Raw genomic sequence first — 24914 nt, 5'->3', positions numbered from 1 at the left:
TCCCAACTAAATGATAAAAAATATGAAAGGCAAGAAGTTGATTTAAGCGGAGCCGCTTAGTATCCAATTAAACTTCTAATTAGTTTTAGTTTGGCGTTTGCTATATCATTAGCTTTTTGTTCACCAATTAAAAGCGCATTTTCTAAAAGTTCCGTTTTACTCATTAAGCGATTATACTCTTCTCTTTCTTTAGAAAACTTATTTAAAATTAATTCGAAAAGCGCTGTTTTTGCATGACCGTAACCATATCCGCCCTTTAAATAATTTTCTCGCATTTCACTGGTTTGTTCCTTTGTTGCTAAAAGCGAAAACAATTTAAAAGTATTATCTGTATCCGGATCTTTAGGGTCCTCCAAACTTTTACTATCGCTAACAACGCTCATAATAATTTTTTTAAGTTCCTTTTCCGGAAGGAAGATATTAATAAAATTATTGTAAGATTTACTCATTTTCTGACCGTCTGTTCCGGGCACAACCATTACGCGTTCATCTGTTTTAGCCTGAGGAATAACAAATACTTCAGTGCCTACTTTTCTGTTAAAGGCCCCGGCTATATCGGCTGTCATTTCCAAATGTTGTACCTGGTCTTTTCCCACGGGAACAAAGTGAGCATCATACAACAAAATGTCAGCGGCCATCAATACGGGATAAGTAAATAATCCGGCATTCACATCTGACAGCTTTGAACTTTTGTCTTTAAACGAATGAGCGTTTGCTAACATGGGGTACGGCGTAAAACAGTTTAAATACCAAGTTAGTTCTGTTACTTGCGGAACTTTGCTTTGCCTATAGAAAACAGTTTTGGAAACATCCAGACCACAGGCCAACCAAACAGCCGCTGTAGCGTAAGTACTGTTTCTAATAAACTGAGGATCTTTTTGAGATGTGAGTGTATGCAAATCCGCAATAAATAAAAAACTTTCCGTTTCTTTTTCGTTGCTCATTGCTATTGCAGGAAGTATTGCGCCCAACACATTTCCCAAATGCGGCACGTTGGTGCTTTGAATTCCCGTAAGTACTCTTTTCATAATTTCAAACAAAAATACAAAATAAAAAGATGTGGCCGCAATAACAAAAAAAGCCCGACTCAACCAACCGCAAGAAGCGCGCTGTTTAAGTCGGACTTTAATAACATTAAAAAACTATTGTAAAATTAATGTATTTACTATTCCTAATGCTCACCCTATATACGTGAAAAAATCATTAAATGTATTTGCTTTTTTTAGCCTTTTCGATGGCTTCTGCCTTTGAGTGTACTTCCAGTTTTAAATAAATATTTTTAATGTGTGACTTAATAGTTTCTTTATCTACAAAAAGTTGATCGGCAATTGTTGAATAACTTTTTCCGCTGGACAATAATTCCAGCACTTCCAACTCTCGATTGGAAAGAGGCGATTGGCGATTTTTATGAAAAGACTGTACCACCATACGGGCCACGTTAGTGCTCATGGGGGCGCCACCGTTTTCTAATTCCTGCAATGAATCTATTAATTTATTAAGCGGCATGTTTTTTGTTAGATAGCCCGAAGCCCCTTCGCAAAGTGCCTTAAAAACTAAATCGTCATTTTCATATACAGTTACTACCACTACTTGCGTTTGTGGCCGTATAGCTTTAATTTTAGAAATAGCTACTATTCCATTCATGCCGGGAAGCTCAATATCCATCAAACAAATATCCGGCTCGTCGGTTTTAATATTCTTAATAGCAGACTCAGCGTCTGAATACGCGTTAATTACCTCGTATTTCTTATCTTGTTTAATTAAGGTGACAAAAGCATTTCTAATAATGCTATCGTCTTCTACTATTGTAATTCGTTTAGTCATGGCTTTCGTTATTTGTTGCGTTAATATTAATAATTACTGTTGTTTTTGTTCCTTTTGTTAGTACAGAATCTATTTTAAGTTCGGCTGATGATCTCATGGCTCTTTGATACATATTGCTTATACCGAAACTATTTTTATAATCTTTCATTTCAAAGCCCACCCCATTATCTTCTAAAATTAGTTTTACGCGATCGCTTTCTTTTTGAATACTAAATGAAATTTCGTTTGCCTTTGCGTGTTTTAAAATGTTTGAAAGACATTCCTTAAAAATCATGGTAATGTTTCTACCGGCTGTGGGAGTTTGCCTAATATTTTTATATTCATCAAGCAAGCCTTCCTGTTTAAAATTAATATTTGTGCCGTACAAAACCTCATCGGCATAATCTTTTATACGGATTACAATTTCATAAATATTATCTTTTCCCGGGTTAATCGACCAAATAAAATCTTTAGTGCCCTGATATAATCTTCCGGTGTTTTGAGAAATAACTTCTAAAAGTTTATTTGCTTCGCCGTTTTCTTTATTCATTTGAAGCTTTATCATTTCAATAAGCATGGATATTCTGGTAAGACCGTTTCCAAACTCATCATGCAAATCCAGCGCGGCGGCTTTTCTTACTTTTTCGCTTTCCTCTTTTCGTATAATTTCTATTTGTTGAATATATTCTATTTTACGACGTAATCTTGTTCGGTAAATAAGCCAACTTAATATAACGGTGAATGCTACCAGTATCAAATAAAACCACCAGGTTGACCAAAAGGGCTCTGAAACCGAAAAACTATAATTAAAAGGAGCAGACTTGGCGCCCTCTTTGTTTATGGCAATAACTTCGAGGTTATAACTTCCGGGCGCTATGTTAATAAAAGAAAGTGTAAATAATTTAGAAGTATTGACCTTAATTAAATTTGTATCTCTATTTTTAAATCGATAGTACAAATCAATATTATTTTCGCCTGAAAAATCAGGTATAGAAAATTCAAAATAAATATCATTTTGCCAATAGGGAATATTCAATTTAACACCGGGATCAACGTTTTGAAATGCCGGAGTGCTAATTCTTCTTAAAATGATTGATGAAACATTTTTATTTAATACCTGTTTTTGAGGATAAACACTTACTATCCCGCCTAATCCGCCGAACAACAATTCTCCATCTTCTGCCTTATAAAATCCATTAGAGTTAAATTCGTTAATAAAAATACCATCGGACGCGGAATAACTTTTAAATTTTTCAGTTGTTGGGTTGTAAACAGAAAGTCCGTAGTTTGTGCTCAGCCAAAATTTTCCGGAATCATCATTTAAAATCCCGTAAATAAAATTATTGCTCAGGTTTTTATCCGAAAATATGTTTTTAATTTTTTCCCCTTTAGAATTAATTACACTTAACCCTTTTGTTGTAGCTAAAACTATATTTCCATCAGCAGATTCTTTTATATCTAAAACCCGATTTGAAAGAATGCTATTTGAGTCGCTATTATTATGGCGTAAAATAAATGTGCCACCGTCTTTTCTTATGCAATAAACGCCTGCTGCTCCTCCGAACCACCAATTTTCTTTTGAATCAGATAAAAAAGAAATCACGTTTTCGATTTTTACCGGATTATCGGCAACAATTACTTCGTCAGTTATTTTTGTTTCATTGGATTTAATATTATACTTAACCAATCCTTTTGCAGTACAAATTAACAGCTCGTTTTCATTGAGCACGCTAATTTTAGAAACCTGATTATTTTTGCCAGGAATAAGTTGTTCTATTTTTTGAATATAAATATTATTCTGTTTGTCCATCAAATACAAACTATTACCATAGCCAAACCAAACTCTATTTTCTTTATCGGTACACAATGCTTCTACCGGCCTGTTTAATCTTTTGAGTGGCTCTGATAACGAAATAAGTGAGTAGGCCTTCTTTTCTCGGTTAAGCTTTAATATCCCTGAATTATATCCGGCCCAAATTATTCCATCTTTATCTTTGGTTATTCCAAAAAAGTTTGGGTCGGACGTGTTTACAAATGATGTTGGAATGGAGAATGAATTTTTTGAATAGCTGTAATTAAAAGCGCCGGCGTCTCTGGTTCCAATCCACACCACATCGCTGTTATTTTTGCTATTTTGATATAAGCTTGTAATTTGATTGCTTTGTAGGCCAAACCTTGAGTTTGTTTTACTAAAATGTCGGTCAATGCTTAATGAGTCATTTAATCCGTCCTTAATAAGAAAAAGGCCGTGGAGTGAAGTTCCCAACCAAATATTATTTCTTTTATCAACCGTAATGCAAGAAATAGAGTTGTACGCTTCCAGGCTTAAGCTGGTGATTGAATTTTTAGTTTCGTTTAAACAGAATAATTGTTTTGCGTTGGCAAAAAGTATTTTATTTTGGGAAGAAGTAAGACAGGAGTAAATTTCGTCGTGTGAAGCTTTAGGTAATAAGGGATTTGCTATTTTCTTAAACAACTTTGTTCCTTTCTTATTAATAAATAATCCACGGTTGGTTGAGGCGTAGGTGTTTCCGCTTTCAGTTTGACAAATGGAAAGCACAAATGGATGTACTATTTCAACTGAATCTTTAAACTCCAGCGGCTTAGTAATAAAAGTGGTGTCTTTTATTTCGCAGGTAAATAAACCTTCGCGATTGGATAAATAGATTTGATCATTAATATTCCATATCCTAAAATAAACCGGCTGGTTATTGATTTGAGAATTTTTGTAATTTATTATTTTAAGATTTATTTGGTTAATAGCATCCAGCCCCTTATCATTTAATAAAAACAATTGGTCTCCTCTTTGACACATTGAAAAAACATCGTCGCCGGAAATAGATTCTTTTGCAAAAGGTTTAAAGTTGAAATGATCGATAACCCTTCCATCGTATCGATTTAAACCATCTTGTGTGGCGAACCATACAAAACCATTTTTATCCTGAAGTATAGAATTTATACTACTTTGAGAAAGGCCCTCCTCAAGCCAAACTTGATTAAAAAATCCATGATCTTGGGCTTGTGTACCATTATAGTATAACAAGAATAATATATACAGCCAGAATCTATTAATCATCTTACTCACCATCTAATACAAAGTTCTAATAATTTCATGGATTAACTTAACGTAAATTGGGGTATTTTTTTTTGTAATAGTTTATAAACTCAGGTTTTAATAACGGCTCGATGTTAAAGTTTACTAAGGCTTTTACATATTCAAATTCGTTTTCTTCTTTTAAAACGATTAATTGATTTATATCACGTATATTCTTTTTGGATAGCTTATTTAAGTTTATACAGAAATAAATGAGTGAAGACCATTGAGCATAAGCATTCTTGTTTCCTCTTTGGTTAATACCCGCTTGATTTAGTTTTGTGTTAATTTCAGCACTTGCATTTTGTCTGTCTCCTTTAAACTGAGATGTAATTTGCATTGTAATATAATTACTAAACACAATTGGATTTAATGTAATTTGATCGTTCTTTAATTGAACATAAATATTGGACTTAGTAAATGCTTTTAATGTACTTTTTGAAGATCTATATCCTTTTACTGTAAAAATTTTATTTGCTTCTTCTTCGGCCAATTTTTTTAGTTGGAGATTAACGGGTTTAAAGCCGAATTTATAATAGAACCAAAACGCTCCGGAATTTATTCCTTCGGGGTTTCCTTTTCCAAACTGATAAGGTTCAACCTCAAAATAGCTTGCGCCAAAAACCTGATGATAGGACCGAATTAACTGAGCAAATAAGAATGCCGACTCGCCCCCACGAAACCATTCAAAAATATTAATTCCAATTAAGGCTCTTTTTCCAAACAACCAAGCGCCACCATATGAAATCGGATAACCATTTTTATACATCATAAATCCGATGTAAGATTCATAGGGCAGCCTTCTTGAGGGCTCAGCGCTGAAAAAAGCAATACTCAAACCCCGATTTAATTCCACAAGTTGGAGTTGGTGTTTTTCATTAGTATCACAATATGTTATTGGATCTGTTTCTCTGTTTAATAATAGTAAAATAGCCCTTGATACATTTACAACATGCCATTTTTCCTTATCGTTTAGGGTTTTGCTGTGCTTTATTTTTTCTTTAATAATCTTATTAAAATCTATTTTTTTCAGCAATTCCTCTTTGTGATAAAAAAATTTTTTTTTGTTTAATTTGCAGCCGGCCAAAGAAAAAAGCGGATTTGAAGATTTTACTTCAATAAAGAGCTGCATGGATTCAAACAAATTATCGCGGATTAAGGAAGTACATTTTAACGCGTTAAAATTTGATATTAACCACTGTATCTGTTCGCTTTTGTTCTTTTTTCCACTTGCCACTTCAATCCATTTTTCTGCAGTTAGTTTTTCATTTAAGCTTAATTCAAATTCAGTTGGAAAAAGATTGTTCTTTATAATTTCTCTTGGATGAACTCCATTACCGAAAGAATATAAATAAATGTCGTCAGGAAAATTATTTAATAACCAGCACACCAAAGTATAACTAAACGCACCCCTAACCGGGCTGTTTAAAATACCCGAACCGCTTACTTTTTCAAGAAAACCTTCTTTTTCGGCTATTGCTATTTCAATTCTGTTTATTTCTGCAACTGCTTCTTTATGTGCTTTATCATTGTTGGCGTGCGCCGCCATAAAAATTAAAGTTTCATAATACAGTTTTGCGTCTGTTTTCAGAAGTATTTTAGACTTAGCAATTCTCTTCAGTAATGCCGATTTCTTTTTAATGGACTCTTCGGTAAAAACCGAAAGGGTTGATTTAAGTTCTGATATAGCTTGACTTACATTCATTTTTTTATTTCAAAATTTAATATTGCATCAGCACATCTTTCCCCGTCCATTGCAGCACTAACTATTCCGCCTGCAAACCCGGCGCCTTCCCCACATGGATATAAATTTCTAATCTGAGGGTGTGCGCACAGTTCTTTATCGCGTGGAATTCGAACCGGAGTTGAAGTGCGTGACTCAACGCCAACAATTACAGCCTCATTGGTTACGTAATTTCTCATTTTTTTATCAAAACTTTTAAATCCAAGCTTAAGCGCATTGCTTAGTTCTTTTTCTAACAATTCGTGCATGTCAACACTTTTTACTCCCGGCACGTAGCTGCATGTAGGCAAAACTGAACTTTGTTTTTGCTGAACAAAATCCGCCAAAGCTTGTGCGGGAGCAGTTTGTGTTTTACCCCCAAATATCCAGGCCTTGTGTTCAAAATATTTTTGAAATTCTAATCCCGCAAGCGCACCGTATTCTTTATAGGGTTCAAAATCTTTTTCATTTACCCCAACTACAATACCGCTATTGGCATAGGGATTGTTTCTTTTACTGGGACTCCATCCGTTTGTAACAATTTCTTCTTGAGCTGTTGCGCAGGGTGCAATAATACCGCCGGGACACATACAAAAGGAATACACCCCTCTTCCATTTACCTGCTCCACTAACGAGTAAGAAGCGGCAGGCAAATATTCACGAATATCTTTAAGTTCATTTTCTGAATTACAGTGGTATTGTATCGCGTCTACATAAGATTGACTATGTTCTACCCGCACGCCAATGGCAAAAGGCTTCATTTCCAACAAAACTCCTTTTTTATTTAATAGCTCATAAATGTCTCTAGCCGAATGACCGGTGGCTAAAATTAATTGTTGGATGGCATGTTGTTTTATTTCAAATTGATCCTTTATCTGTATAGCGTGTATGATATTATTTTTAATCTCAATATCCTCGAGTTTGGAATTAAAATAAATTTCTCCACCAAAATCTAAAATAGTTTTTCTGATATTCTCAATTAGTGCAGGAAGTTTATTGGTTCCGATGTGGGGATGTGCATCTATTAATATTTCTTGACTTGCTCCGTGATAAACAAATAATTTTAATATTTTCTCTATACTTCCCCTTTTGCCTGAACGCGTGTAAAGTTTACCATCGCTGTAAGTTCCGGCACCGCCCTCTCCAAAACAATAATTACTTTCAGGATTAATAAGATGTTCCTTATTGATGGCCGCTAAATCTCTTCTTCGATCTTTTACCGTTTTCCCTCTTTCGAATAATATAGGTTTTATGCCGTTTTCTAAACAACGTAAAGCCGCAAATAATCCGGCGGGCCCTGCCCCAATTATGTGACAGTTTTTTTTAGCACTAGAAACATCTTTAAAAATTGGCGTGAATTCGAATTCCGAAAGCGCCTCATCCACCGCCGCTTCAATGCTCAAATTAATTTTTATTTTCCTCCCTCTTGCGTCAACACTTCGTTTAGAAATTTTGATGGATAAATCAATTTCTTCATCAAGTCCCAATTCATTTCTGACTTGTTGTTTGATTAAACTTTCGTTAATTGCGTTTTGCGGTGAAGTTTGTATTTGAATTTTATGAATCATACGGGCGGAAGATTTTTATTCTTCAATGGTTTGAATTTACAAAATAATCTCTTTGGTTTTTAACCCTCAAAAGTTATGGTAAAAGCTACCATGCGAGAGCGTACTTTTTCCAGACTATTTGAAAAAACGCTGTTTTCGGGCCTCAGTAAGTTTTTAGTCCCAATGAGTAATTTAATTTCAAGTCCTAATTTAAAATATTCCAGATAAAAATCAACGCCAGCGCCAGCGCTATAAAAAAAGTCATCTCTTTTTAGTTTTACATTATTATCTAACTGATTAGCCCCGCCTGTAGTTCCGGCCGTTTTCTTTTTCGCATTTAAATCGAGCATATATCCTCCGCCGCCAATTGCATACGCGCTAAAATTATCTAATCGTTTAGATTGAACTTTTACTTCCAGCGGGAAAATTAAAAAAGTGGATTCTACAGTTTTTTGATATTTACGGATCGTATCGCGGGTTTTGTTAGCCAGAGTATATTCAATTTTACGAGAGCCAAAACTTATGCTGGGTGTAAATCGCAGCCGAATATATTCGTGCAAGCGAAAATCGCTAACTAAGCCAATAGCAAAACCCGGTGCCGGATCAGAAAAAACAGTTATTACTTTTAAACGCGTAGTATCTTTATTACTGATGAGTACCGTATCCGGAAATTGTGAAGTAGGAACGGGATTAAGTCGGAAATCGGTACTATTACCCGCAATGGTAAAACCAAAATGTAATTTAGATTTATAAAATTTGGGCAAATTAACTCCATAACCTTCGCCTTGCTGCGAAAAGCAACCGGAATAAATCAGGATAAAAAAGAGTATGAAATTGTACCTAATCAGGAGTATATAAATAACGTAAAATTTGGTTTAAAATTGCCTAAAGTTATTTATTTTTAACGGCATTTGTACTCGTAAGTAACAATAAAAAAGGCTAAATTTGCCCCGCTATGGAAATTCAAGTAATGAAATCTAAACTTCATGGTGTAACCGTAACTCAGGCTGAGTTAGATTACATTGGAAGTATTACGATTGACGAAGATTTAATGGACGCAGTTAACTTGATTGAAAATGAAATGGTTCATGTATTAGACAAAAATAACGGTGAGCGCTTAGTAACTTATGTACTAAAGGGGGAAAGAGGAAGTGGTGTAATTTGCATGAATGGACCCGCGGCGTTAAAAGTTAAACCTGGGCATGTTGTTATTGTTATTTCTTATGCAAACATGGCTTTTGAAAAAGCTAAAACTTTTAAGCCCTGGGTTGTTTTTCCGGATGTAACTACCAATAAATTAAAATAAGTGCAGGGCAGTAAAACCAAGTCGGTTATACAATTTATTATTCTGCTTTCAATAGGAGTTTTATTGATTTGGCTTTCGTTAAGGCAAGTTGCTCCTGAAAAAGACAATATCCTTAAAGCATTTTCAGAGGCTAATTACTTTTGGGTTTTTGTTTCTCTCTTGATTGCTTTTTTTAGTCATTTTTTAAGAGCTTATCGGTGGAATTATTTATTGGAGCCTTTAGGATATAAAACCAAATTACTAAATGCTAATTGCCATGTTATGGTGGGTTATTTTGCTAATTACGGCATTCCCCGCATGGGAGAAATTACACGCTGTACGTTGGCTGCAAAATATGATAAGGTGCCTTTTGAAGTGGCCTTGGGTACGGTTATTACTGAGCGAATTGTAGATTTTTTCATTTTCATTATCATTTTTGTAGTCACCCTATTTGTTCAGTTTAATGAGTTAATAGGTTTAGCCAATGAACTAATTTTTGATAAAATATCTTCATCGTTTTCCGGGCTAATGAATAAGCCCATTTTATTAGGCTTAATTTTATTTTTTGGAATTGGGCTTGTGGCTGTTTTCTTTTTATTTCGAAAAAAAATTGCAGCTAAGTTGAAAGGAAAATTTGGCAAAGTAATTTTAGGTATGCTAAACGGATTGAGCTCCGTACGTAAAACTAAAAACCCAATTCAATTTATTATTTTGAGTTTACTCATTTGGGCCAGTTATTTTTATTCGCTTTACTTTTGTTTTTTTGCGATTGACGGCACTTCTCACCTCGGGCAAAAAGAATGTTTATCGCTTTTATTATTTGGAACGCTGGGTGTAATTTTTGCGCCGGGAGGATTAGGAGCATATCCCTTTATTTTGTATACCATACTTTCCGGAACCTACGGCGTAGAAGACGCGCCTGCGTTTGCCTTACCTTGGCTTTCGTGGACCGGTCAATTCGTATTAATTTTGGTGTTAGGAATTCTAAGTTTATTAATTTTACCTTTATATAACAAAAATAAAGATGTCGTTCAATAAACGTTTAAAAACTAAAATTCAAGACCTGGATAATGCGGTAAGAATTATAAACGGACTTCGATTAAAAGGTAAAAAAATTGTTTTTACCAATGGTTGTTTTGATATTTTGCACAAAGGGCATGTAACACTTTTGGCAAAGGCGCGGGATTTGGGAGATATTTTAGTTTTAGGATTGAATACTGACGAATCTGTGAAAAAGCAAGGTAAAGGAGAAAACAGACCGGTAAATGATCAAAATGCGAGAGCATGTGTTTTGGCCTCATTGGAGTTTGTTGATTACATAGTGTTGTTTAACGAAGATACGCCCCTGGAATTAATCAAAACATTAAGACCGAATGTTCTTGTGAAAGGCGGTGATTACGAGAAAGAAATTGTAGTTGGCTATTCGGAAGTTAAAAGTTTTGGTGGTGAAACGGTGATCATTCCTCTAGTGGAAGGTTATTCAACAACTTCTACCATTGAGAAAATGAAAAAATAATCTTTTAACTTGTATTTGTTTTTTTGAACATGAAAAAAACCCTTTTTTCCGAAGGGATTTGCGCCATTTGAATTCGCCGCGCATAATGAATTGAATCTAGTATTTCATTTTGTTTCACTTCAACCAAATGTTTTTGCTTTTCCACTTCAGATTTTTGGAGCTCTATAATCTTACGTTGTCTCTGGCTTGTTTTATACCTTTTGAAAAGCAATACAGAAAAAAACATCACAAGTATAAGTACAGTGCAAACTGAACCTATGATAATATTTTGTCGTTTTTTTTCAGCCATAGACTTTTCCGTTTGAAGTAATAGATCGGAAGCATACTTTTCTTGTGCTATGGCCTGTTTTTTTTCATAAATAAGTTTTTCTTGTTGTTGAATGCTTGATTTTTGAACATCAATATTACTTAGACTATCACGCATCTTTATGTAAATTTTAAAATATTCAAAAGCCTTTTTGGAATTGCCTTTGAATTCATATAAATCAGACAACAACTGGGCAGAATTTCTTATATTTTCAGGATATCCAAGTTCCTTAGCTATTTCAAGAGATTTAATTGTGTATGTAATGGCCTTATCAAACTCCTTTTGTTCTTTATATAAACCTCCAATATTGCTATAAGAGAAAGTTAGTCCGTTCTTGTCCTGAATCTTTAATTGAATATCCATACTCTTGTGGTAATACTCTAACGCCTTTAGTTTGTTTCCGATTAATCTATTTAGTTGTCCTAGGTTATTATATGTAACCGCTAAGTTTGGAAGATCATTAATTTTTTTTTGGATTTCCAACGCTTTATTATAATAGCTAAATGCTTTATCATAGTCAGATTTTTTTTTCATAACCTTACCAAGAGCTATGTAGCTTTCACCAAGCCCAAATTGGTCGTTAAACTTTATTCTATTAGTCAAAGCGCGCTGATAATACTCCTCTGCTCTTTCAAGATCATTCAGAGCTTCATAAACCGCACCAATATTGTGTGTTACCCCTGCAAGAAGCCTTAAATTATTTGATTTTTCACTGTATCTTAAAGCCTCAAAGTAAATTTCTAACGCCTTAGCATAGTTGCCTTGATAATCATATGTTACTGCCAAAATATTATATGATACTGTCAGATAATAATTACTATTTATCTTCTTGAAAAGCAAAATGGCTTTTTTTAAATAATAATTTGTGCTGTCTGCTTTGCCGATCATTTGAAACAACTGAGCTTTGTTAGAGTATGCCACGCCAATTCCTTGATCGTCATTTAATTTAGAAAGCACCCCTAATCCTTCATTTGTCCTCTTAAAGGCCTCATCAATTTCGCCCTTATACATGCTAACATAGCCTAAAGAAATAAGTAGGTTCCCGGTGTACTTTTTAAAAACATTTTTCACTTGTAGATTTGAATTATTCTTATTTGATTCTTTTTCACAAATTTGAGCGCCAATCATTAAAGTTCGTTCAGCGGAATCTGGGTTCTGATAAATCAGATGTTCTGTTATATTCAACAATAAACGAACTCGAATGGAGTCATGATTAACAGTGTAAAACAAATTAGTTAACGAATCTATGTTTTGTGAATTAAGAGAATAATTAAATAAAAACAAGAAAAAAATTGATAAATACATTTGAAGATCTCTTTTCGTCATAAAGTAAATATACCAAATTAAATTTTATTCGTTTTTGGATAAAAAAATTTTGTTTGATGAGGACGCGCCTATTGAATTAATTAAAAAAATCAAGCCAGACTTTTTGGTTAAGGGCGGAGACTATAAAGCAGAAAACGTGATTGGATATAATGAAGTAAAATCTTATGGCGGAAAAACTGTAATTATTCCCTTAGTCCCAAATTTTTCTACAACAGCCTTGCTCAAAAAAATCAATTCTTAGTTTGCTTTGATATATTCATGAGAGAAATTAATTGTTTATCGTTGGGCAGTTGCGCTTTTTGTATTCGTTGTGCGTAATGAATGCTTGCTAAAATTTCCTTTTGTTTTTCTTCAACTATTGTTTTTTGGTGTTGCGCTTCTTTTTCCTTTGATTCAATTATTCCCTTTTGCTTTTTAATAATTAAAAGACGGTTAAAAATAATTATTGAAAAAACCACAACTAAAAGCAACCCGATAAACAGAGCCTTTTGTTGGTTTTTCTTTACTTGAATTTCTGCTTTTTGTTTATTTAATTCTGCATTTTTTATTTTGGTGGCGTTTACATAAGCGACGCTATCTGCTGCTGCCTTTTTTTCGTATTCAAATTTTACGGCAGCCTGCATGGCTGCTTTTTGAGTTGACAAGCTTTGTAAGCTGTCTCTCAAATTAAAATACAGTTTATACATTTTTAGTGCCTCCATTCCCTTGTTTTGTTTCTCATATATACTTCCAAGTAATTTAGATGCGTTTTTAATTTGTTCGGGATATTTTATTTCTTGGGCTTTTTTAAATAATAAGTTTGCTGTTTTTAATGCGTCTTCCGTTTTACCGGTTACTAAATAGATTTGCCCAATGTTTTGTAGGGCATTATTAGAACCTACTATGTCATTCACTTGTTTTTTTAAATCAAAACTTTTTAGAAAATATTTTAGAGCTTCCGTATATTGCTTTTTAGAATAATATACTCCACCCAAATTATTAATGGTTGAAGACTGACCCTTTAAATCATTAATTTCTTCCTGAATTTTTAATGCCTCTTCAAAAAATGACACGCTTTTATCGGTTAAGTCATTTCTGTAATTCAATAAACCAATATTATTTAAACTTCTGGCCTCGCCCACTCTGTTCTTCATTTTTTTATAAAGGGATAGTGCCTTCGTATAAAACTCCAAGGCTCTTTTAATATCGTGCTGACCTTCATAAATTATTCCTACGTCATTATAAATGTTAGCTAACTCTCCACTTTCGCCGAAACCCTCTCTTATTTTTAATGCTGCGTGATAATAGATTAAACCTTTCTCTACATAACCCAAATTATAATACATGCTTCCCGCATTTCTTAGGGCCGAGGACTCTAAAAATTTTTCGTCAGCTTGCTTATGATATTTGTGACTTTTAAGATAGTGAGCTAATGCGTCGTTGGCTTTGCCTTCATTTTCTTTCAGAAAACCAAAATTATTTTCGGCTTCACCTAAAAATTTATAATAATACTTTTTTTGTTTGTCGGTTTTTGCATCTTTTATTTTTTCAGATGCCAAGGAATACATTTGACTATTAAATTCCGGCCATTCAGCTTCAGAAGCGTTCATGGACAATTGATACAATGTCTCACACTTTATAGAATCATTTTTTATAATGGATAGAACTTTTTTTAAAGAATCAATGTTAATTGAATTTACAGCAAGACAATTTATTAATATTAAAATAAAAAATAATAGTTTCTTCATTTAGTCCAGTTTAATTCCAATTAAACAAACATCGTCTGTTTGTTCATGATTGCCCTTCCAGTTAGCAAAATCTTGTTTTAGTATTTCGTGTTGTTGATCCATTGATATATCTGACAAGGCTTCTAATACCGTTTTAAGCTGACTTGTTTTGTATTTTTTAGTTTCGGGTCCACCGAACTGATCAGGAAATCCATCACTCGTTAAATAAATCGTATCTCCTTTTTGTAATTGAATAGTTTGTCCTACAAATGGAACCCGGTCGTTAATGTGTGTGCCAATTGGTATTTTATTTCCTGCATAAGCCTGAACTTTAGCATTTCGCATTAATAATAAACCGTTGTTAGCACCGGCAAAGTCCAATGAGTTATCCATTTTGTTCCAAACACATAATGCGATATCCATTCCATCATGTGTATCACCAATCCCTTTCTGCTCAAGAGATTTTATAACTTTTTCTCTTAGCTTATTTAAAATAATTGCCGCATTAAATATTTTATTTTCAACAACAATTTCATTTAAAAAACTATTCCCCAGCATGCTCATTAATCCACCAGGCACTCCGTGTCCCGTACAATCGGCAACTGCAAACACAGCTCTTCCATTTTGTAAAACATGGGCCCAATAAAAATCTCCGCTAATAATATCTTTAGGCTGATAAAAAATAAAGTAACTTTTTGAGATTCTTTTCCAAACTTCTTCGCCGGTTAATATTGCCGATTGAATTCTTTGCGCATAGTTTATGCTTGAAATCATTTCGTTTTGTTTTTCAACCACTAATTTTTTTTGTCTTTGTATTTCATTGTTTTTAATACTCAATTGCCTTCTTGCTTTTTGAGAATTTTTTAGGTTAATATAAATTAAAATGGATAATATGAGCAGAAATGCAGAACCGGCAATTAAAAAGTTTTTAATGAATTTTTGATTGTTTATCTCCGTTTCGTGTTGCGCTTGTTTTAAAAGGTATTCTGCCTCTTTTTTATCAAAATCAAGTTGAAGTTCTAAATTTAAAAGAGAATTATTTAATTGGCTTTTGTATAAATTTTCTTTTAAATCGAAAAGCTTTTGTAAATATTTGTTACTGTTTTTATAGTCGTTTAAGCTATCACAATTCACTTTCATGAGTTCAACAGTAGTGCGCAATCCTTGTAAATCATTTATTGAATCAAAAATCTGATAAGAGCGATTAAAATAGTTTGAGGCCAATTTATAATCTCCTTTTTTGTGTTGCATATAACCATAAGCATAATAGCCTGACGCTAAAATTGGAAAATTGTTTTGGCTCAGTGCTAATTGAATTGTTTTGTCAATGTAAACAGATGCGCTGTCTGGATTGTTTGTGTTGATAAAAACCAGCCCAATTGCATCATAAGCGTCTAATTTTTTATGCTCTAAATTTGTTGAATCAGCCAGCAACAAGGCCTTTCTAATATAATAAATTGCGTTCTTGTTGTTTTTTGAGTTGTAATAGGAAGTGCTTAGATTAATATACGTTGAAAACAGCGCTTCCGGATTATTAATTTCTTCGTAGCATTTTATAGATTTTTCATAATATTCAAGTGCTTTTTTAGAATTTGAAAGGTTATCATAAATGGTTGCTAAATTATTTAATATAACAGCTCTCACTTCAGGATTCGGAAATCGATCTTCTTCCTTTATGGCTAATAAATAATTATCTATTGCCTTATTCAGTCTCCCTAGATTCTCCATGGCGGCCCCTGCGTTTGAATAGATGTCGGCTAGTCCTTTATGAATATTATATTCTTTTCTGATTTCAATAGCATTTTTAAAAATGTTATTCGCTTCATATATTTTATTTTCTTGTAATAAAATATATCCCTCGTTGTTAAGTGCTTTTGCATAAATATCAGCCACAATCGCAATGCTTTGTGTTCTGTTGTTTTTTAATAATTTTTCGCTTTCGCTTAGTGCCAAAGCATTGTATTTTTTCCACTCTGCATCATCGGCGCTGTTTTCGGCAATAAATAAATAAAGACTTGCCCGCTCGATTTCGGACTTAGTATTGTGAATTTGTGAAATAGCCGAATCAATGTTTGCTTGCGAAAAAATAATTAAGGGTAAAAATATTATACTAAAAACAAGCCTAATCATTTTTTATCCAAACAATAAATTAAACGCTTCTTCTATTTTGGTAACAGGTAAAACTTTTATTTTACTGTTTTTTAAATTCAAGCCCTTCATGTTAAAAGAACTGATAATAATTTTTTCAAATCCAAGTTTTTCCGCTTCACTAATTCGCTGATCTATTTTATTCACCGGCCTTATTTCCCCGGTAAGTCCAACTTCAGCAGCAAAACAAGTGTTTTGTGGAATTGGTAAATCTTCATTGCTGCTTAGCACCGCGCACATTAATGCTAAATCTATTCCGGGATCTTCTACCCGAATTCCACCTGCAATATTTATAAATACGTCTTTAATACCAATTCTAAACCCACAACGCTTTTCAAGCACAGCCAGCAGCATATTCAGTCGGCGTAAATCATATCCTGTGGAGCTTCTTTGTGGTGTGCCATATGCAGCAGTACTAACCAGCGCCTGCGTTTCAATTAACATTGCTCTATTGCCTTCTAAAGTGGATGCAATAGCTACTCCGCTTGTAGGGTTCTCGCGATTCGTAATTAATATTTCTGACGGGTTGTTAACTTCTCTCAACCCCTCGCCTTGCATTTCATAGATTCCAATTTCATTAGTACTTCCAAATCTATTTTTAGTGGCGCGTAGCAAACGGTAAATGTGATTTCGGTCTCCTTCAAACTGAAGTACGGTATCTACCATATGCTCTAATACTTTTGGTCCGGCTAAACTTCCCTCTTTGGTAATGTGTCCTATCATAAAAACAGGCGTGTTAGTTTCCTTTGCAAACCGCAAAAATTCTGCGGCACATTCGCGCACTTGGCTTACCGAGCCGGGGCTACTTTCAATAAAGTTTGAATGAATAGTTTGAATAGAATCGATTATAACCAAATTTGGTTGAATTTCTTTAATCTGAAGAAAAATATTCTGCGTGTTTGTTTCTTGCAATATAAAACAGGATTCGGTTGTAATTCCGAGCCGGTCGGCGCGCATTTTTATTTGTTGTTCACTTTCTTCGCCACTGACATATAATACTTTTAAATTTTTTAAACGAAGCGCTAATTGCAGCATTAGTGTTGATTTACCTATTCCGGGCTCCCCGCCAAACAAAACGATGCTGCCCGGAACAATACCACCTCCTAAAACCCTTGCCAGCTCTTTACCCGGCACTTGAATTCGCGGATAATCCTGCGTACCCACTTCTTGCAATAATATTGGCTTATTGGATTCTCCTTTTTTGTTTGCTGAAAAAATATGAAGTTTATCGTTTTTCCCTTCTTTATGCACAACTTCCTCCACATAAGTGTTCCATTCGCCACACGAGGAGCACTTGCCCACCCACTTTGCAGATTGCGCTCCACAATTTTGACAAAAAAAAGTTGTTTTAGTTTTAGCCATAAGAAGTAGTGCTAAAATAAACCTTAAGCTCGAGAAACGCTAATGAGAAAAATAAAACAAATGAATAATTTTCAAATAAAACGGAGGGATAAAATTAAAGTAAATTTAATTTTGCCATCAACTCTTCTCTATATGAACCTCCAACAGGAATAGTTTTCTTTTCATTTTCGAGAACAACATTTTGTGAATCTATGCTTTGAATTTTATCCAAACGGGCAATAAAAGAGCGATGTACTCGAGCGAAATCAGTATTTCCCAATTTCTTTTCTATATCTTTCATTGTACTATGTACTGTATAGCGGGCGTATTGTGTATTGATGATCACATAATCTTTTAAGGCCTCAACATAATAAATATCCTTAAGTAAAACTTTTACCAAACGGCTGTTTGCCTTTACAAACAATATATCTTTAGAAGCATCGTCTTTAGATTCAACCAAAGAATATAAAAAATCGCGTTCTTTTTGAAGGGCCGCGTCTTTTTTGTGTTTATACACCGCCATTTCAATAGTAGAGTGTAAATCAATTTCTTTAAACGGCTTTAATATATATCCATATGGTTCTGTAATCTTTGCTTTAGCTAAAGTTCCCTCATCGGCGTAGGCTGTTAAAAATATTACCGGTGCAGATACGGTTTCTCTAATTTTTTCACTTACATCTATACCTGTTAAATCGCCCTTAATCATGATGTCCATTAAAATCAAATCGGGCTGCAATTCTGTTATTTTTTCTATAGCTTCTTTTCCGTTGTTTGCAATTCCTAAAACATTATAACCTAATTTAATTAGGCTGTTTTGAATGTCTTTAGCCACAATACTTTCGTCTTCAACAATAAAAATATTCAATTTTTCCATGTATACACTTACATTTTAAATACAACAACAACGCTGGTTCCCTTGCCCGGTACTGAATTAAATTTTATAGATGCACTCATTTGATCAACCAGTGCATTTACAAGCTGCAACCCCAACGAATTAGTGTTGCTTAAATCCAATTTAGGATCAATCCCTTTGCCGTCGTCTTTAACTTCTAAATATACAGTGTTATTTTCAGATTTCAAACTTATAATTATAAGCCCTTTTTGGGCGTTTTTAAACCCATGTTTCAGTGAGTTTGTAACCAGTTCATTAATAATTAATCCTGCAGGAATTGAGTTATCTAGACTTAAGTTGATTTTTTCAATATTTAATTCCAGCTTTATTCTTTCCCGATCAGCCACATAAGACTGAATAATATTATTAGTAAGCGTAGTTATATAGGATGAAAAATTTACGGAAGTAAATGATTTATTTTGATATAAACTTTCGTGAATATAAGCCATTGTTTTAATGCGATTTTGACTTTCTTTTAATAGTGCCAGCGTATATTCGTCGGTTACATAAGAGGATTGTAGGTTTAAAATGCTACTGATTACCTGCATGTTATTTTTTACCCGGTGGTGTACTTCTTTGAGCAGAACTTCTTTTTCTTTTAAAGACTGCTCCATTCGTTGTTGCGCCGTTTTCTTTTCTGTAATGTCATGGGCTATTCCGCTCACTTCTATAACCCGGTTTTCTTCCATAATCGGATTTAAAAAAACATCCAAATAAATTCTGTTATAATTTTTATCTACTGTTTCTAATTCAAAATTGGCGGGTTTACCGGCAAAAGCTTTTGCGTAATTTATTTGTAAAATATCATTATAATTCGCATCGTTTGACAGCACCCCTCTGTTAAGTTCAAGCCCAACATGAGGCTGTGTGTTGTATAACATAGCCACCAAATCACTATAATTTTTATTGAAAGAGGTTAATTTTTGTTTTAAATCAACCGCCCAAATATAATGGTGACTGCTCTCAAAAATAGCGTTTAGTTTTGCTGATTGAGCCTGTAGCTTTTGCTCATATACTTTAGCTGCCGTAATGTTGTGCCCAATACATGAAGCTTCGGTAACCACGCCCTTTGCATCATATATTGGATTTATAAAAATTTGACGATAGGTGGTGTTTTTTTTGGAAGTTTCTACTCGTTCAAACTCTAAACTTTCACCATTAAACGCTTTTTCATACTGTAATTTCCAAAATTTCATTAATCCCTTATCCATTAATTTCATTATGTCGTTAAGACTATCGCCCTCCTTAATTTTTGTTTTATACTTTTTTAAAATTTGATTTTGATAGTTTTTATTAAAAGACACAATTTTTCTTTCGCGATTAACGGACCATATGAGGTGATTTGAGTTTTCAAGAATTGCAGTAAGTTGTGCGGTTTTAGTTAACAATGTTTTTTCGGCAATTTCTTTTTCTTTAATTTCTTTTTGTAATAATGCATTGGTTTGTTCGGTAATTTCATTGCGAACCCTGTCTCTTTCCATTTGTCTTTGATGGCCAACATTAATTACAGAAGACAGAATGCACAAGGTGTTGTTGTATTTTGTAAGAGAAGAGCGTATTTCAACCTCGGCCTTTTTACCGTTACTTTTCAGTAAAAAATAAGTATTGGGCTCGTTTAATTTTTTTCTATTGTAAACATCTTTTATCCGATTAATTACTTTTTTCCTTTGTTCCGGAATAAAAAAGTCGACGGCAAATTTACCCAGGACGCTTTTTTTATCCTTATACCCTAATATTTTTAATAATTCGTCATTACAGTGAATGATTATTCCCTGGTTGTGAATAACGTATGCAATTTGTGCGTTATCTATCAGGTTTTCATAGTTTTCGTTTTGTGTTTGAATTAATAACTCCTTTTCTTTTCTTTCTGTAATATCTTTAATTACGTTTAAGATAAACTCTACTTTACCTTCTTTATTCGCAATAGGCGTTAAGTTATTTTCAAGCCAAATTTCTTCCTTTTTCTTTTTTAAAATTTTAAATGTATAGGAGTAATTTTCGGTGCTGTTTCTTTTTTGAATATCTTTAATTACGCCGTCTAATTTTAAAAATTCTCTTTTATTAAAAATAACTCTTTTATTAAAGAAATTATGATCGCGCAGAAGTTCTTCCGGTTTAAAACCTAATATTCTTTCAATATTTGGACTAACATATAAATAACGCTCGGGTTCAATATAGCTATAAAAGCATATAATTTCATTTGTGTTGTTTGTAATTAATTCAAACTTGGTTTTAATTTCGTTTAAAAACTGAAATTCGTTATTCAATTCTGTTTGATTAATAAATGTAGCCTGAATTGCTTTTTTTTCGTTATGAAAAACTATTGAATAAATAACCTTAACAAATAGTTTTTTGCTTTTTTTAATTTGGAAAAAATAATTCTGTTCGGTTGTTTTTTCGCTTTGAATTATTTTTTTATGAAGGCTTGTGGCCTTTTTTTTATCACTCTCTGATAAATACTTAAATACATTAAATAGTTTGGTCGATTTATTTTTTACTATAGGTAAATTAAATAATGTCGCCGCCTCTTTATTAATTAGGTATATATTTTTTAAATCAAAAACTATTGTAGCTAGAGGTAAAGCGGATAGTGTATTAAAATCCACATTTGTTTGTTTTATTTTTTTACTAAACATTGCCTCTATTCCAAACTATACGGCTCTAAGGTATTATTTTCTGATGGTTTGTGTTCTGTTTTCGTCGATTTTGATATTATACGTCCGTAAACTTTCTTCGTAGGTGGGTTTAATTTTTACACCTTGCCATTTTATTTCAATATCGTTTTTATAAAATATCGTTAAATAATTCATGCCATATTCGTCGTAATATTTCCAATCCCCTTCTTTCATGCCGCTTACATATTCGCCTGATTCCATTTTTTTTCCATTGGGATAATACATCGTGTGGATCCCAACCGGATCTCCTGCGCTATATTTTCCTTCATATCTTTTTATTTTAGAGGGCATGTACCAACTTCTCCACAGGCTGTCTCTTTGATCGTTACTGTATTTCCCTTTTTCCATATAATCCGGTGTTTCATATATCCAAATACCTTCTTTATTGTTATCTACAAAATTTCCTTGTAAAATAATTTTTCCTGATTCATCTTTATCCGTTAATAAACCTTCCCTTCTTCCATTTATATAATTTTCTTCACGCATAATGGTACCTGATTCATAATACCATTTCCAAACACCTTGCGCTCTTCCTTTTTTATCGTACTTACCTTTTTGTTCAAGCTTGCCCGATGAGTAATAAAACTCCCACTCCCCTATTCTATGATCATTTTTGTAAACTCCTTTCCCTTTAAATTCACCGGTATAATGAAACTCATTCCAAAAACCAATTCTGTTTCTGGCGCTATCACACGCGCCTTTAGCCACAATAACACCATCAAAATATTCAATACAACTATCTGGCACAGGTACGTTTCGGCAAACCAAGCGGTTTATATATACCGGTATTTTACTGGTATCATCTCTTAAAAATAAACTGCTATCGCATTCATATTTTTGTTTGTATTTATAGTGAGAACCAATTGCAACACCGTCGCTATAAACACCTTCATATTTTAAAGTACCATCTTGAAAAACCTCTCGATACACTTCCACTTGTGCAATTTCGGGAGCATTTAATATTTGTTTTCCGTTGTTGTATTTTTTGGTCGCAATTAAATTTCCTTTTTTATCATATTCTTTCACATACCCATCCAAAGAATCATCGTAAAATTTCATTTCTTTTTTAACTTCTAAGTTATCATGAAACTCTTTCCATATACCTTGCTTTTTATTATTTAGATCCTTTTGATTTATACGTTCATAACTTTGTAAAATTCCTCCTTTATACAGCATAAATGCTGTAATTAATGAGTCGTTGCTATATTCATATCCTGCGCCTTCTTGTAAACCTCTATCGTATAAAACAAAAGATTTTGTTTTTCCGTTTGAATGAAATGTTTTTGCAAACCCTTGTTTAATGTCATTACTATATGATTCAATACTTGTTATTTTTTGTGCCGTATCATAAATAACAATTAATCCATTTTTCTTTCCTTCTCTGTATTCAATCGTACGAGTAATTTTTCCGCGTTGATCATAAAATTTCCAAACACTATCTAATAAATAATTTTTTCGGTTTCCTTCTATTTTTAATTTTCCGTTCTCGTAATAATTTTTCCAATATCCATCTGCTTTACCGTTTTTCATTGTTCCTTCACTACTTATCTTTCCGTTTTCATAATAAAATTTATTATAGCCGTTTTGATTTATGGTTTGAGAAAAACCTAAATTAACTGAAAATAAAAAAAATAATATTTTTAAAAAGTATTTCAAATTATAATCCAAATTTAGCACTTAATTCCATCATTTTAAGAATAGGGTTTTTTGCTTTGTTTAATAAATCATCACTCATATGTAGTTCGGGTTGTTCATGTTTTAAGGTTAAATATATTTTTTCGAGTGTATTCAATTTCATGTGCGGACAATCATTGCACGCACAGTTGTTTTCGGGTGGAGCGGGTATAAATGTTTTATTAGGACTATTCTTTTGCATTTGATGCAATATTCCGGTTTCCGTTAAAACGATAAATTCATTAGCCTTATTGCTTTTGGTATAATTTAATAATGCAGTAGTACTTCCAATAAAATCAGCATAATTTAAAATTTCTTCTTCACATTCCGGGTGAGCAATAATTTGAGCATTGGGATTATTTAATTTTAACTCCAATAATTTTTTTAAGCTAAATATTTCATGAACCATACATGCTCCGTCCCATAAAACCATATTTCTTCCGGTTTTTTTATTGATATATGCTCCCAAATTTTTATCAGGAGCAAATATTATTTTTTGATCTTTTGGAAATGATTCAACAATTTGAACCGCATTAGTTGAAGTTACAATTACATCTGATAATGCTTTTATTTCGGCAGTACAGTTAATATAAGTGATAACAATATGATCAGGATGAGCTTTTTTGAATTCACTAAAAATTGTTGGCGGACAAGAATCTGCTAAACTGCAACCTGCATTTAAATCAGGAATAAGAACTTTTTTTTTAGGGTTTAAAATTTTTGCGGTTTCTGCCATAAAATGTACCCCGGCAAATAAAATTATTTCTGCATTAGTTTTTGCTGCTTGTTGCGCTAAGCCTAAACTATCACCAATATAATCTGCTATATCCTGGATATCTGCATTCTGGTAGTAATGCGCTAAAATCACCGCATTTTTTTCTTTTTTCAGTAAATTTACTTCATTAAATAGATTAATCGAAGGGTTAATTTCAGCTTCAACGTATCCGTTCTTTAATAACATATAATATTTTTAAATTTTTAAATATTTTATTTGTATTATATATATAGCTTGTTAGTTCTGTTCATTAACCAGCCTAAATAAATTAGGTTTTAAAGCAACACACACATCATTAACAGCCTATTAACAAATGTAAGGCTTTAATTAATTGAATTTGATGTATATAATTACTATTAACAATTGTTAGAATTAATGAGTATGGATAAAAAGTTTGTTATTTTACTTGTCAATAATTCAGTATGGATGTATAAAATTAAATGTAAAATTAAGGAATAAGGCTTGTTTCTTAGTTAAAGAGGCTGGTATATGAATTTATTTGAATTAATCTTAAAAAAACTATAGAAACAAATGAGTAGGATAAATTCTAAAATACTCAAAACATGTTTATAAGTTGACTTTTAATATTGTTCATTTACAGTTAGTTAATTTTTGAGTGTTAATTAACGAGTATTACTATTTTTGAACAATGACTTTAAACCCTCAAGCCTTACTTATTGCCATTGGAAGTGATCATGCCGGATATGATTTAAAAGCACACTTAGTTGGCTATATAAATGAACTAGATATTAAGTGTATTGATAAGGGGTGTTTTAGTTCTGAAAGAGCCGATTATTCGGATTACGGTCACGCGGTTTCATTGGGAATATTAAATAAAGAGGCAGATTTAGGCATATTAATTTGTGGTAGTGGTAATGGAATAGCAATGACCGCAAACAAACATAAAGGAATAAGAGCAGCCGTATGTTGGAATAATGAAGTGGCGGCTTTAGCGAAACAACACAACAATGCTAATATATTAGTATTACCGGCCAGGTTTATAAGCTTAGAAGAGGCCCAAAAATGTGTTGACCGCTTTTTGAACGAAACGTTTGAAGGAGGAAGACACGAACAAAGGGTACAAAAAATAGACATAAAATAA

General features: G+C 33.1%; 19 protein-coding genes. 5 read left to right on the top strand and 14 right to left on the bottom strand.

What is annotated here, in order from left to right; translation table 11 throughout:
• Positions 1-56 precede the first annotated feature (56 nt).
• The 6 genes from trpS to IPM51_14185 form a co-directional block, all read right to left on the bottom strand.
• Entirely contained in the window at positions 57-1028 is a 972-nt protein-coding gene (trpS, locus tag IPM51_14210; GenBank protein MBK9285453.1) for a tryptophan--tRNA ligase, read from the bottom strand.
• 175 nt (positions 1029-1203) lie between these two features.
• Positions 1204-1824, bottom strand: a complete 621-nt coding sequence (locus IPM51_14205; GenBank protein ID MBK9285452.1) for a response regulator transcription factor — start codon at positions 1822-1824, stop codon at positions 1204-1206.
• Complete coding sequence (locus IPM51_14200; protein MBK9285451.1) at positions 1817-4879, bottom strand: hypothetical protein; 3063 nt, start codon at positions 4877-4879, stop codon at positions 1817-1819. Before IPM51_14200 ends, IPM51_14205 begins: the two co-directional genes overlap by 8 nt.
• A 46-nt stretch (positions 4880-4925) precedes the next feature.
• Positions 4926-6602, bottom strand: a complete 1677-nt coding sequence (locus IPM51_14195; GenBank protein MBK9285450.1) for a hypothetical protein — start codon at positions 6600-6602, stop codon at positions 4926-4928.
• Positions 6599-8188: an FAD-binding protein gene (locus IPM51_14190; GenBank protein ID MBK9285449.1), complete on the bottom strand. Its 1590-nt coding sequence runs from the start codon at positions 8186-8188 to the stop codon at positions 6599-6601. Before IPM51_14190 ends, IPM51_14195 begins: the two co-directional genes overlap by 4 nt.
• 59 nt (positions 8189-8247) lie before the next feature.
• Complete coding sequence (locus IPM51_14185) at positions 8248-8931, bottom strand: PorT family protein (protein MBK9285448.1); 684 nt, start codon at positions 8929-8931, stop codon at positions 8248-8250.
• 191 nt (positions 8932-9122) lie between these two features.
• Here IPM51_14185 and IPM51_14180 point away from each other — a divergent pair, with 191 nt between their 5' ends.
• The 3 genes from IPM51_14180 to rfaE2 are packed head-to-tail and all read left to right on the top strand — an operon-like array spanning position 9123 to position 10968.
• Positions 9123-9473 carry an aspartate 1-decarboxylase gene (locus tag IPM51_14180; GenBank protein MBK9285447.1) on the top strand — a complete coding sequence of 117 codons (351 nt, stop codon included), beginning with the start codon at positions 9123-9125 and terminating at the stop codon, positions 9471-9473.
• Complete coding sequence (locus IPM51_14175; protein MBK9285446.1) at positions 9474-10490, top strand: flippase-like domain-containing protein; 1017 nt, start codon at positions 9474-9476, stop codon at positions 10488-10490.
• Entirely contained in the window at positions 10477-10968 is a 492-nt protein-coding gene (gene rfaE2, locus IPM51_14170) for a D-glycero-beta-D-manno-heptose 1-phosphate adenylyltransferase (protein ID MBK9285445.1), read from the top strand. Before IPM51_14175 ends, rfaE2 begins: the two co-directional genes overlap by 14 nt.
• 4 nt (positions 10969-10972) lie before the next feature.
• Here the strand turns inward: rfaE2 and IPM51_14165 are convergent, their stop codons facing one another.
• Complete coding sequence (locus IPM51_14165) at positions 10973-12601, bottom strand: tetratricopeptide repeat protein (protein ID MBK9285444.1); 1629 nt, start codon at positions 12599-12601, stop codon at positions 10973-10975.
• Positions 12602-12635: 34 nt separating this feature from the next.
• On the opposite strand from IPM51_14165, the gene IPM51_14160 reads away from it, so the two are divergent.
• Entirely contained in the window at positions 12636-12842 is a 207-nt protein-coding gene (locus IPM51_14160) for a hypothetical protein (GenBank protein ID MBK9285443.1), read from the top strand.
• Here the strand turns inward: IPM51_14160 and IPM51_14155 are convergent.
• The 7 genes from IPM51_14155 to nadA form a co-directional block, all read right to left on the bottom strand.
• Positions 12832-14328 carry a tetratricopeptide repeat protein gene (locus IPM51_14155; GenBank protein MBK9285442.1) on the bottom strand — a complete coding sequence of 499 codons (1497 nt, stop codon included), beginning with the start codon at positions 14326-14328 and terminating at the stop codon, positions 12832-12834. The two genes, IPM51_14160 and IPM51_14155, sit on opposite strands and share 11 nt — an antisense overlap.
• Complete coding sequence (locus tag IPM51_14150) at positions 14329-16437, bottom strand: tetratricopeptide repeat protein (GenBank protein ID MBK9285441.1); 2109 nt, start codon at positions 16435-16437, stop codon at positions 14329-14331.
• Positions 16438-16440: 3 nt separating this feature from the next.
• Positions 16441-17817 carry a DNA repair protein RadA gene (radA, locus tag IPM51_14145; GenBank protein MBK9285440.1) on the bottom strand — a complete coding sequence of 459 codons (1377 nt, stop codon included), beginning with the start codon at positions 17815-17817 and terminating at the stop codon, positions 16441-16443.
• 94 nt (positions 17818-17911) lie between these two features.
• Positions 17912-18670, bottom strand: coding sequence for a response regulator (locus IPM51_14140; protein ID MBK9285439.1), 759 nt, complete (start codon positions 18668-18670; stop codon positions 17912-17914).
• An 8-nt stretch (positions 18671-18678) separates the two neighbouring features.
• On the bottom strand, positions 18679-21324 hold the full coding sequence (locus IPM51_14135; GenBank protein ID MBK9285438.1) for a PAS domain S-box protein: 2646 nt from the start codon (positions 21322-21324) through the stop codon (positions 18679-18681).
• 33 nt (positions 21325-21357) lie between these two features.
• Complete coding sequence (locus tag IPM51_14130) at positions 21358-23019, bottom strand: hypothetical protein (GenBank protein ID MBK9285437.1); 1662 nt, start codon at positions 23017-23019, stop codon at positions 21358-21360.
• Position 23020: 1 nt separating this feature from the next.
• The gene (nadA, locus tag IPM51_14125) at positions 23021-23998 is read right to left on the bottom strand and encodes a quinolinate synthase NadA (GenBank protein ID MBK9285436.1); all 978 of its coding nucleotides are present in this window, start codon (positions 23996-23998) and stop codon (positions 23021-23023) included.
• 463 nt (positions 23999-24461) lie between these two features.
• Here nadA and rpiB point away from each other — a divergent pair, with 463 nt between their 5' ends.
• Positions 24462-24914: a ribose 5-phosphate isomerase B gene (gene rpiB, locus IPM51_14120; GenBank protein MBK9285435.1), complete on the top strand. Its 453-nt coding sequence runs from the start codon at positions 24462-24464 to the stop codon at positions 24912-24914.

The sequence above is a fragment of the Sphingobacteriaceae bacterium genome, assembly GCA_016715905.1.
GTDB lineage: Bacteria > Bacteroidota > Bacteroidia > B-17B0 > Aurantibacillaceae > Aurantibacillus.
The sequence above is the reverse complement of the archived record's forward strand: the minus strand, read 5'-3'. Positions and strand labels throughout refer to the sequence as shown.